Annotated in this window: 13 protein-coding genes; 5 read left to right on the forward strand and 8 right to left on the reverse strand. The window is 68.4% G+C overall.

The annotated features are described in order from the left end of the window. The 3 genes from VNT59_RS15260 to imuA all read right to left on the reverse strand — a co-directional run. Positions 1-1,202 (reverse strand): PHP domain-containing protein (locus VNT59_RS15260; protein WP_325499559.1); only part of this gene is annotated, 1,202 nt, incomplete at its 3' end. Between the two features lie 11 nt (positions 1,203-1,213). Further along, positions 1,214-2,512, reverse strand: a complete 1,299-nt coding sequence (locus tag VNT59_RS15265) for a DNA polymerase Y family protein (RefSeq protein ID WP_325499561.1) — start codon at positions 2,510-2,512, stop codon at positions 1,214-1,216. Then, positions 2,481-3,227 (reverse strand): translesion DNA synthesis-associated protein ImuA, encoded by a 747-nt coding sequence (imuA, locus tag VNT59_RS15270; protein WP_325499563.1) that lies wholly within the window; start codon positions 3,225-3,227, stop codon positions 2,481-2,483. The genes VNT59_RS15265 and imuA overlap by 32 nt, the downstream gene beginning before the upstream one ends. Before the next feature lie 149 nt (positions 3,228-3,376). Here imuA and VNT59_RS15275 point away from each other — a divergent pair, with 149 nt between their 5' ends. Then, positions 3,377-3,943, forward strand: coding sequence for a DNA-3-methyladenine glycosylase (locus VNT59_RS15275; RefSeq protein ID WP_325499565.1), 567 nt, complete (start codon positions 3,377-3,379; stop codon positions 3,941-3,943). Here the strand turns inward: VNT59_RS15275 and VNT59_RS15280 are convergent, their stop codons facing one another. The 3 genes from VNT59_RS15280 to VNT59_RS15290 form a co-directional block, all read right to left on the reverse strand. Next, positions 3,944-4,468 carry a hypothetical protein gene (locus tag VNT59_RS15280; RefSeq protein ID WP_325499567.1) on the reverse strand — a complete coding sequence of 175 codons (525 nt, stop codon included), beginning with the start codon at positions 4,466-4,468 and terminating at the stop codon, positions 3,944-3,946. It abuts the gene before it with no gap. A gap of 180 nt (positions 4,469-4,648) precedes the next feature. Further along, positions 4,649-5,287 carry a CoA transferase subunit B gene (locus VNT59_RS15285; protein WP_325499569.1) on the reverse strand — a complete coding sequence of 213 codons (639 nt, stop codon included), beginning with the start codon at positions 5,285-5,287 and terminating at the stop codon, positions 4,649-4,651. A 1-nt stretch (position 5,288) separates the two neighbouring features. Beyond that, on the reverse strand, positions 5,289-5,990 hold the full coding sequence (locus VNT59_RS15290) for a CoA transferase subunit A (RefSeq protein ID WP_325499571.1): 702 nt from the start codon (positions 5,988-5,990) through the stop codon (positions 5,289-5,291). 98 nt (positions 5,991-6,088) lie between these two features. Between VNT59_RS15290 and VNT59_RS15295 the strand changes: the two genes are divergently transcribed. After that, positions 6,089-6,634 carry a PAS and helix-turn-helix domain-containing protein gene (locus tag VNT59_RS15295; protein WP_325499573.1) on the forward strand — a complete coding sequence of 182 codons (546 nt, stop codon included), beginning with the start codon at positions 6,089-6,091 and terminating at the stop codon, positions 6,632-6,634. A gap of 94 nt (positions 6,635-6,728) precedes the next feature. Then, entirely contained in the window at positions 6,729-7,307 is a 579-nt protein-coding gene (locus tag VNT59_RS15300; RefSeq protein WP_325499575.1) for a peroxidase-related enzyme, read from the forward strand. A gap of 34 nt (positions 7,308-7,341) precedes the next feature. Here the strand turns inward: VNT59_RS15300 and VNT59_RS15305 are convergent, their stop codons facing one another. After that, a complete protein-coding gene (locus VNT59_RS15305; RefSeq protein ID WP_325499577.1) occupies positions 7,342-7,761 on the reverse strand; it encodes a thioesterase family protein in 420 nt (139 codons plus the stop codon). Positions 7,762-7,764: 3 nt separating this feature from the next. Further along, the gene (locus tag VNT59_RS15310) at positions 7,765-8,547 is read right to left on the reverse strand and encodes an SDR family oxidoreductase (protein WP_325499579.1); all 783 of its coding nucleotides are present in this window, start codon (positions 8,545-8,547) and stop codon (positions 7,765-7,767) included. 135 nt (positions 8,548-8,682) lie between these two features. On the opposite strand from VNT59_RS15310, the gene VNT59_RS15315 reads away from it, so the two are divergent. Together VNT59_RS15315 and dctP are read left to right on the forward strand one after the other, a co-directional pair. Then, positions 8,683-10,365 (forward strand): electron transfer flavoprotein-ubiquinone oxidoreductase, encoded by a 1,683-nt coding sequence (locus VNT59_RS15315; protein WP_325499582.1) that lies wholly within the window; start codon positions 8,683-8,685, stop codon positions 10,363-10,365. A 127-nt stretch (positions 10,366-10,492) separates the two neighbouring features. After that, positions 10,493-10,921: TRAP transporter substrate-binding protein DctP (gene dctP, locus VNT59_RS15320; protein WP_325499584.1), on the forward strand; the 429-nt coding region annotated here is incomplete at its 3' end.

A 10,921-nucleotide genomic window follows, 5' to 3' on the forward strand; every position in this document is an offset into this window, starting at 1 on the left:
CGCTCGTGCTCGAAATCGATGTCGATGTCCGGCGGCTCGTTGCGTTCCTTGCTGATGAAGCGTTCGAACAGCAGCGCCGCCCGGCTCGGATCCACTTCGGTGATGTGCAGGCAGTAGCAGACGGCGGAGTTCGCGGCCGAACCGCGACCCTGGCACAGGATCCGCTGCTCGCGGGCGTGGCGCACGATGTCGTACACCGTGAGGAAATACATCTCGTAGCGGCACTCGGCGATGAGCCGCAGTTCATGCACCAGCTGCCGCCGCACCTTCCACGGCACGCCCCGGCGATAGCGCCGCCCCGCCCCTTCGATCGTGAAACGACGCAGCGCCTGCGCCGGCGTCATGCCGGGCGGGACGGTTTCCAGCGGATACTGGTACTTGATCGACTCGAGATCGAATTCGCAGCGGCTGGCGACCACCAGGGTGTTGTCCAGCAGTTCGCGCGGATAGAGCGCGTCCAGCTTCATCCTCGAGCGCAGCGCCCGCTCGGCGCTCGCCTGCAACGCGAGGCCGCAGTCGGCCACCGGCCTGCCTTCGCGCACCGCCACCATCACATCCTGCAAGGCCTTGCGCGAGCGCACGTGCATGTGGACGTCGCCGGCGGCCAGCAGCGGCACCCCGGCGCCCGCGCCCGCCTGCTGCAGGATGTGCAGCCAGAGGTCGTCATCGAGCGCCTGCAGGAGCTCGGCGGCCAGCCACGCCCGGGGCCCGAACCGGCTGCGGGCCCAGCGAGCGATCTCCAGCACGCGCCCGATCGCCGCTTCGCGCTCCTGGTTCGACTGCGGCTCGGGCGCGATCAGGATCTCGCAGTCGTCGAGCAGCGTGAAGTCGCTGTGGGCGCGGCTCACGCTGTATTCGCCTTTCCTGGCGTCGCGCCTGGCCGCCGTGATGAACTCGCACAGGTTGCCCCAGCCGTTGGTATTGCGGGCCAGCGCCACCAGGCGGAACCCATCGAGCCGGAATTCGCTGCCCAGGATCAGGCGGAAACCGGCGCGTCGCCCCGGCTCGAGCTCCTTCCACGCCGTGTGCGCGCGCACCACGCCCGAGACGGAACATTCGTCCGTGATCGCCAGGGCCGCATATCCCAGCTGGCACGCGCGATCGACGAGCTCTGCCGGATGCGAGGCGCCGCGCTGGAAGGAAAAGCAGGACAGGCAATGCAGCTCGGCATACCCGGGCAGGGAAAACGAACCGGTGCTCACGGTTGCGCCCTTCAGGCATAGACGCCATGCAGATACCAGCGCACGGTTTCGCCGTGCTCCTGGACCTGGGGCAGCCGCTCGCGATAGATCCACAGCAGGCCGGCGTGGTCGCTGCGGGCGATGAAGTAGTCGCGCACGGCCGGTCCGGGCGCCCCGCCGTCCCACCAGCCCGTCTCCAGCCGCTGCGGCCCGGCCAGCAGCCGCAGCGGCCCCTGGTACTGCGGCTTCTCGCCGCGGACTTCCAGCCGCCGCGGCTGCGGCAGCAGCCAGGCCGGGTACAGCGCGTCGCATGGCAGGGGCGCCTTGCGATTCGCGCCGGCGCTGGACGCCGCATTGGCGGGACACCATGTCTGCATGTGCTCCGGGCGATGGTCGGCATGCTGGCGGGCGACCACCACGTTGCCGGCGCCGAGCCGCACCGACAGCCGCTCGATCAGCTGGTGCAGGGCTTCTCCGGTCACGTTGTCCTGCGGCAGCAGGCTTTTGCTGCCGCCCGCCCATGGCACGGTTTCGATGGAGCGCAGCCGCAGGTGGTTCGCGGGCGCCGCCAGCGATGCGCGCGCAAGGTGCTCGCCCAGCAGCCGCCGCAGGTGGGCCACATCCTGGGTCGGCTGTCCCGTGCGGACCACCAGCTGCTGGTGCGAGGGCAGCTGCACGCCGTCCAGCCGGCGCAGGTCCAGCGTCCATTCGATTTCGAAGGCCAGCACGGCCTGGTTGCGCGCCTGCAACCAGACCTGCAGTTGCGACAACAACCGCTGCGCGGTCCACATCAGCGCGGGTGCGTCGCTGGCCAGGGCCGGCAGTTCGACTTTCAGGTCGAACGATGCGGGCAGTTCCAGCCAGGGATAGCTTTCCGGCCGCTCGCCATAGGCCCGATCCAGGGCCTCCACCAGCGCCGCACCGAACCGCCGGGCGACGCCGGGACGCGGCAGCCGCCGCGCATCGCCCCAGGTCCGGCAGCCGATCCGCTCCAGCGTGCCCACATGCTCGCGGGCCGCCGTCAGCAGGTGCAAGGGCAGCTCGTCGGCAGCGAGCCGGGGTCCCGGCCGGCCCGAAGTGTGCATTCGCAATTGCGCCAGCGCCTGCAGCGAAGTTCTCGCCTCGGCCCAGGCCGCGGCCGCGAGCGGCGGCGCTTGCTCGATCAGCAGCCGCAGCAGTTGCCTGCGTCCGCCCCACAGGCGCAGCGAAGCCGAAGCTTCCAGCAGCAAGGCTTCATCGACCAGCGCGACGCGGGGGGTGAATTGCAGGCAACGCCAGCCCCACGCAGCGCGCTCCTGGTCATTGGACGGCTGCAGTGCGATCCAGTACATGCGATCTTTCCGGCACGCCGGCTGGCGAGGGCTGCGGACCGGCGGCGGGCCGCCGCGCTTTCCTGGCTTCGAGCAGGGCCGCGAGCCGGCCGCTCACGGCCGGCAGCTGCAAGGGATGGACCAGCGGCGGGCCGCGGCGCTTGAGGACCTGCACTTCCATGCGGTCCACGCCATCGAGCAGCAGCCGCACCGGGGCCGGAGACGATTCGTGGCGGGCCTTCCAGGTCCGCAGCACGAACAGCAGCCGCTGCTGCTGCTGCGCGGCCAGATGCAGGCGGCGCAGTTCCTCCTGCCTGGCCACCGGCAGCCAGGCCAGCACGGCGGCGACCTGGGCACAACGCAGGGCCTGTTCCGCCGCCCACAACCGAGCCCCGGCACCATCGGCGTGCACGCACAGCAGGCGTTGCGCCGGCAGGCCCTGTCCTTGCAGGCTGGGCCCGAACGGCTGCAGCGGCGGGCCGACCAGCACCACCGGGCCGCTGCTTCGTGCGAGCACGGTGGCGAGCGCCGGCCGCAGCAGTTGCCAGACATGCTGCTGGGGCCGCCGCTGCAGCACTTCCACCAGGCAGCCGACCGGCCAGCCGCCGCCGGGCAGCGCCTCGTCCAGCGCCGGATGGCCAGCCGCTACAGTCGCTGTTTCGCGCGCGAGATCGCCCACCCGCCACACATGGGGCAATGTGGAAGGATCGAGCCTGGAGAGGGACGCGCGAGACATGACATGGACCGGCAATACTGTTTGTTTATACAGTATTTCCCCCTGCAGCGACCAACCGATCCGATGAACCGGCGCCAAAACTTCGCTCTTTGCCAACTTGTTCTCCCCGGCCGCGGTCGAGTCGCCGCCGGCCGGAGCGAGGCCCGGCAGTGAAGCGGCTGCTCCAACCCCGCGACTTCGCCGGCGATTCCGAGGAGATGGCGCGCGCGCTGATCGGCGCCACCCTGCTGGTCGACGGCGTCGGCGGCCGGATCGTCGAAACCGAAGCGTACGACCGGGCCGATCCGGCTTCCCACAGCTTTTCGGGGCCGACCGACCGCAATGCCGCCATGTTCGGCCCGCCCGGGCGCGCCTATGTCTATCGCTCGTACGGGATTCACTGGTGCCTCAACTTCGTCTGTCGCGAAGAAGGGCACGGCGCCGGGGTCCTGATCCGCGCGATCGAACCGCTGTTCGGCATTGCTGCCATGCAGGAACGCCGGGGACTCGACGATGTGCGCCTGCTGTGCTCAGGCCCGGGGCGGGTGGGCCAGGCGCTGGGGATCACGCGCGAACTCAACGGCCACCGGCTCGACCGGCCGCCGTTCGAGGTGCTGCCGGCGACCGGTCGGCACGAGATCGCCGTCGGGCCGCGGATCGGCATCTCCAAGGCGATGGAAGTGCACTGGCGCTTCGGCCTGGCCGGCTCGAAGTTCCTGAGCCGGCCTTTTCGCTGATCAGCGCGTCAGGGCGCTGACCGTCACGCCGTCCGGACGCTCGACGATGGTGACCGGCGGATCGCGCAGTTCGGTGATCACCGTCGCCGGCCTGGCATTCGCGGCCGCACGGGCCACGGTTTGCTGCGGGACCACCACCGGCCGGGCCGGCAGCGCCGCCACGGCCACCGCCGCCTGCTGCGGCGCGACCAGCACGATGTCGCGCGACAGCGCCGAGTAGCGCAGGCCCATCGCCTCGGCCGTGCTCCTGTCCGTGAGCAGGGGCGCGCTGCCGGCGGAGCGGGCACGCAGCGCGGCGGCCGGCGGCACCACGGCCTGGCAGCTGGTGTCGTGGTCGAACACCAGCTGTCCGCCCGGGAATCGCTGAGGCACCGTCTGGTGCAAGGGGCGGCTCATGTCCACCGGTGCCACGCTGGAGCGATGGATCACGCGATTGGCGCTGTCGTAGACGGTATAGCAGGCCAGGGCCTGCCAGGAGGCGCCGGCAGCCACGGCCGCCAGCAACAGCGATCTCCAGGTCTTCATGCGATTTCCCCTGCGCCGGTCGATCCGGCCTGGGGGGAATCGTCGGGGTTGCGGCGCGATCGGCCATGCAGGCCAAGGCAGTGTCCGCCTGTCAGCGGCGATCGACCGCCGGTAAGCAAACGCGTCCCCTGCAAACAAAAGCTGCGCCGGCCGGCGCAGCCTGGGCCCAGCCGAGGCCGCTCAGTGCAGCTTCACGCCGGTCTTGGACTGCAGATAGTCCATCGTCACGCCGGGCGCCATTTCGACCACCTTCAGGCCGTGCGGCGTCACGTCCATCACCGCCAGGTCGGTGATGATGCGGTCGACGACGCCGACGCCGGTCAGCGGCAGCGTGCACTTGGGCAGGATCTTCAGGTCTTCGGTGCCGTCCTTCTTCTTGGCGACGTGTTCCATCAACACGATCACGCGCTTGACGCCGGCCACCAGGTCCATCGCGCCGCCCATGCCCTTGACCATCTTGCCCGGGATCATCCAGTTGGCCAGGTCGCCGTGCTCGCTGACCTGCATCGCGCCCAGGATGGACAGGTTGATCTTGCCGCCGCGGATCATGGCGAAGCTGTCGTGGCTGCCGAAGATCGACGAGCCGGGGATGGTCGTCACCGTCTGCTTGCCGGCGTTGATCAGGTCGGCGTCCACCTCGTTCTCGGTCGGGAACGGGCCGATGCCCAGCATGCCGTTCTCCGACTGCAGCCAGACCTCCTTGTCGGGCGGCACGAAGTTGGCCACCAGCGTCGGAATGCCGATGCCGAGGTTGACGTAGAAGCCGTCCTCGAGCTCCTGGGCCGCGCGGGCGGCCATCTGTTCCTGGGTCCAGCGCATGTCAGGCTCTTTCGGTGATGGTGCGTTTCTCGATCCGCTTCTCGGGATGGGCGTTCAGCACGAGGCGGTGCGCGTAGATGCCGGGCAGGTGGATCTGGTCCGGCACCAGCTCGCCGGTCTCCACGATGTGCTCCACCTCCACGATGCAGATCCTGCCGGCCATCGCCGCGGCCGGGTTGAAGTTGCGCGCCGTCAGCCGGAACTGCAGGTTGCCCGAGCGGTCCGCGACATGCGCCTTCACCAGCGACACGTCGGGCACCAGCGCGCGCTCCATCACGTAGGTCTCGCCGTCGAACTCGCGCAGTTCCTTGCCGTCGGCCACGATGGTGCCGACGCCGGTCTTGGTGAAGAAGGCCGGGATGCCGGCGCCGCCGGCGCGCAGCTTCTCGGCCAGCGTGCCCTGCGGCGTGAACTCCAGCTGGAGTTCGCCGGCCAGGTACTGGCGCTCGAACTCCTTGTTCTCGCCGACGTAGCTGGAGATCATCTTGCTGATCTGGCGCGTCTCCAGCAGCTTGCCGAGCCCGAAGCCGTCGACCCCCGCGTTGTTGGAGATGACGGTCAGGTTCTTCGCGCCGCTGTCGCGCAGCGCATCGATCAACGCCTCCGGAATACCGCAGAGGCCGAAGCCGCCGACGGCGATCAGCTGGCCGTCGCGCACGACGTCCTGCAGCGCCGCCGCGGCGGATGGATAGATCTTGTTCACGAGCGCGTCTCCTGAATCGGGAACCGGGTGGCAGTGGGCCTGAACGACGGTACCATACTACCTAATGAGTTACGTAGTTTTCCCTAGAGATTAGCCCGATGGACGTCGACTATCGCCTTGCCTTCAACCTGGCGCCGGTCGGGTTGTGCGTGTCGCGCAACCGGGCGATCGTCGACTGCAACGAACAGTTGTGCGAGATGTTCGGCGCGTCGCGCGAACTGCTGATCGGCCAGTCGTTCCAGGTGCTCTATCCCAGCGCGGACGAGTACGAGCGGCTGGGGGCGCGCATGGCGCCGATCCTCAATGCGAAGGGCCACTACTCCGACGACCGGATCATGAAGCGCGCCAACGGCGAGGTCTTCTGGTGCCACGTGACCGGGCGCGCGCTCAACCGCGAAGCGCCGCACGAGGCCGGCATCTGGGCGTTCGAGGACCTCAGTTCGCAGCGGCCGGTGAAAGCGGAGCTCACGGCCCGCGAGCGGGAAGTCGCCGCCCGGCTGCTGGACGGCATGACGTCCAAGGAGATCGGCCGCACGCTCGCGATCAGCCACCGCACGGTCGAAATCTACCGCGCCCGGTTGATGCGAAAGTACAAGGCGAACACGACGGCCGACCTGGTGCACAAGCTGATGGCCGGCGACTGAGCTCCATGGCACCACGGCCCGATCCGCAGTCGCGCGCTCGATAGCAGCGCGCCGGCAAACGCGCTACGCTGCCACGCATCAACGGAGATCTGCCATGACGACGAACCGCTACCCCGCCCCCGAACTGAAGGACCTGCCCGATGACATCAAGGCGAAGGTGCTGGAGGTGCAGGAAAAGGCCGGGTTCGTGCCCAACGTGTTCCTGGCGCTGGCGCGCCGGCCGGCCGAGTGGCGCGCGTTCTTCGCGTACCACGACGCGCTGATGCTCAAGGAAGGCGGCTCGCTCACCAAGGGCGACCGCGAGATGATCGTCACCGCCACCAGCGCCGCCAACCAGTGCCTGTACTGCGTGGTGGCGCATGGCGCCATCCTGCGCATCTACGAGAAGAAGCCGCTGGTCGCCGACCAGGTGGCGGTGAACTGGCGCAAGGCCGACATCACGCCGCGCCAGACGGCGATGCTCGAGTTCGCGATGAAGGTCTGCCTGCGCGCCCACGAGATCGACGACGCCGATTTCGCGCCGCTGCACGCGCATGGCTTCTCCGACGAGGACATCTGGGACATCGCCGCCATCACGGCTTTCTTCGGGCTGTCGAACCGCATGGCGAGCTTCTCGAACATGCAGCCCAATCCGGAGTTCTACCTGATGGGCCGCGTGCCGAAGCAGAAGTGACGCGCCGGGCCGCGGCCGGCGGCGGCCGGCCGGCTCACTCCAGGTGCGCGCGGAACCAGTCGGGCAGCGGCGCCGACTTCTGCGCCGGGAAATCGACCCACACCGTGGTCGCGCCGCCGGCGGCATAGACCACGCCCGGATCGTCCGCCCGCTCCATGGTCGCCCAGCTCTCGAAGCTGGTGCGGCCGACGTCGCTGACGTACATCTTCACCAGGACGTCGCCGGGATACTCGAGCTGCTTGTAGAAGGTGCAGAACGCGTTGACGATCACGATCCCGTGGCCCTGCGGGTCGGGCCGGCAGCCGATCGAGCGGGCCCAGTCGATGCGCGCCGTCTCGAGATAGCGGAAGTACGTCGTGTTGTTGACATGGCCCATCGCGTCCATGTCGCCCCAGCGGATCGGCAGGCGCGCTTCGTATACGAGCTTCTTGCGCTCGGGAATCTCGATGCGCACGCGTCAGACCCCGAAGCCGTCGTCGGCGGCGATCACGGCGCCGTTGATGAAGTGGCTCTGGTCGCTCGCCAGCATCACGATCAGCGCGTCCAGCCACTCGGGCTGGCCCACGCGCTTGCGCGGCAGCATCTGCATGAGCTTGCGCCCCTGCTCGGTGTCCCAGTGATGGTGGTTGATCTCGGTGTCGATGTAGCCGGGGCAGATCGCGTTGACGTTGATGCCGAAGCGGCCCCACTCCAGCGCCATCGCCTTGGTCATGTGCACCACGGCGGCCTTGCTCATGGCGTAGGCGCCGATCTGCGGCAGCACCTTCAGGCCGGCCATCGACGCGATGTTGATGATGCGCCCGCCCGTGAACGTGCCGGGCGCAGCGCCGCGCGAGCGGGCCAGCATGCGCTTGCCCACCTCCTGCGCCACGAAGAACGCCCCGCGCACGTTGGTGTTGAAGATGTAGTCGTACTCTTCCTCGCTCACGTCCTGGATGCGCTGCGTCGTGCTGACGCCGGAGTTGTTCACCAGGATGTCGATCGAGCCCATCTCGGTCTCGGCATGCGCCACCGCGGACTTGATGCTGTCGACGTCGGTGACGTCCAGCGCCACCACGTGCGCGTCCTCGCCGGTGGCCTCGATCTGGGCGCGCAGGTCCTTCAGCTTCTCCACGCGGCGGCTGGCCAGGACGACGGCGGCGCCGGCGCGTGCCAGCGTGCGCGCGAACTGCGCGCCCAGGCCGCTGGAAGCGCCGGTCACGAACGCGACGCGGCCCGATAGATCGATGCTGTAACTCACGGGACTCTCCTGCCAGAATGCCGGTGCGAAGGCGAACGGCCGTTCGATTCTGGTCGCCCCCGCCATAGAATGCAATGCGTTGCGACGCCCCGGACCGCGCACCGTTTTCGAACAGACATTATCAGCGAGAGCCCTATGACGAACGAAGAAATCCTGGCGCAGTACGGACCGCGTGAAGCGATGGAATACGACGTGGTGGTGGTCGGCGCGGGACCGGCGGGACTGTCCACCGCGATCCGGCTCAAGCAGCTGGCCGCCGAGCACGGCCAGGACGTGTCGGTGGTGGTGCTCGAGAAAGGCTCGGAGCCGGGCGCGCACATCCTGTCGGGCGCGATCATGGACCCGCGCGCGCTGTACGAGCTGTTCCCCGACTGGCAGGAGCGCGGCGCGCCGCTGGAGGCGCCGGTCACCGAGGACATCTTCCTCTTCACGACCGAGACCGGCGCCAGCCGCACGCCCAACTTCATGCTGCCGGCCTGCTTCCACAACGACGGCTGCTACGTGCTGAGCCTGGCCAACTTCACCCGCTGGCTGGCGCAGCAGGCCGAGGCGCTCGGCGTCGAGATCTTCCCCGGCTTCGCCGCGGCCGAGGTCCTGTACGACGAGAACGGCGCCGTGAAGGGCGTTGCCACCGGCAACATGGGCATCGGCAAGGCGGGCGAGCCGACCGAGAACTTCCAGCTCGGGATGGAGCTGCACGCCAAGTACACCGTGTTCGCCGAGGGTTCGCGCGGGCACCTCGGGCGCCGGCTGATCTCGCACTTCAAGCTCGACGAGGGGCGCGACCCGCAGACCTACGGCATCGGCATCAAGGAGCTGTGGGAGATCGACCCGTCGCGCCACAAGGCGGGCCTGGTGCTGCACAGCGCCGGCTGGCCGCTGGACGACGACACCTACGGCGGCTCGTTCATGTACCACATGCAGAACAACCTGGTCGCGTGCGGCTACGTGGTGGGCCTCGACTACAAGAATCCGTGGCTGAGCCCGTTCGAGGAATTCCAGCGCTGGAAGACGCATCCCAACATCCGCTGGTATTTCGAGGGACCGCAGGGCGCCAAGCGCGTCGGCTACGGTGCCCGCGCGCTGACGGCCGGCGGCCTGCTGTCGCTGCCCAAGACGGTGTTCCCGGGCGGCGCGCTGGTGGGCTGCGAAGCCGGCTACCTCAATTCCTCGCGCATCAAGGGCAGCCACGCCGCGATCAAGACCGGCATGCTCGCCGCCGACGCCGCCTACGAGGCGATCCGGGCGGGCCGCCAGCGCGACGAGCTCGCGGCGTACCCGGAGGCCTTCGAGCGCTCCTGGCTCTTCGACGAGCTGAACAAGTCGCGCAACTTCAAGCAATGGTTCAAGAAGGGCCGCTCGGTCGCGACCCTGATGACCGGCATCGAGCAGTTCGTGCTGCGCGGCCACATCCCGTGGACCATCCACCGCCAGCATCCGGACCACGTGTACCTGAAGCCGGCGGCCGAATGCCAGCCGATCGACTATCCCAAGCCGGACGGCAAGCTCACCTTCGACCGGCTGTCGTCGATCTTCATCTCCAACACCAACCATTCCGAGGACCAGCCGGCGCATCTCACGCTGAAGGACCCCGCGGTGCCGGTGCAGGTGAACCTGGCCAAGTACGCGGGACCGGAAGGACGCTACTGCCCGGCCGGCGTCTACGAGTTCGTCAAGAACGAGGACGGCGGCGACCGCCTGCAGATCAACGCGCAGAACTGCGTGCACTGCAAGACCTGCGACATCAAGGATCCCACGCAGAACATCGTGTGGGTCACGCCCGAGGGCGGCGGCGGTCCCAACTACGCAAACATGTAGCGGCCGCACGCGGCCCCTCGCGGGCGGTGGGCGCGCGGATGGGCTCGTTTTCCCTGAGCCCAAAGTTGTCGGACAACTTTCTTTCTCTGGCAGAATTGCCGAGTCCTTTTTTGTACTGGAGACAGCAGTGAAACTCTCGCAAGTGCTCGTCGGCGTGAGCCTCGCGTTCGGCCTGGTGGCCGGCGCCGCCGCCCAGACGGTCATGAAGATCAGCATCTCGACCTCGCAGAACTCGCACCAGGGCGTGGGCATCGACACCTTCGCCAAGGAAGTCGAGAAGCGCACCAACGGCCGCTACAAGATCCAGACGTTCTACAACGGAGCGCTGGGTGGCGAGCGCGAATCGATGGAAGCGGTGCAGCTCGGCACCCAGGAACTGACGCTGACGTCGACCGGCCCGGTGCCGAACTTCGTGCCGGAGACCAAGATCCTGGATGTGCCCTTCCTGTTCCGCGACAAGGCGCATGCACGCGCCGTGCTGGACGGCCCGATCGGCCAGGACCTGCTGAAGAAGTTCGACGCGAAGGGCTTCAAGGCGCTGGTGTGGGCCGAGAAC

The organism is Ramlibacter sp., from assembly GCF_035554825.1.
Classification (GTDB): domain Bacteria; phylum Pseudomonadota; class Gammaproteobacteria; order Burkholderiales; family Burkholderiaceae_C; genus Ramlibacter.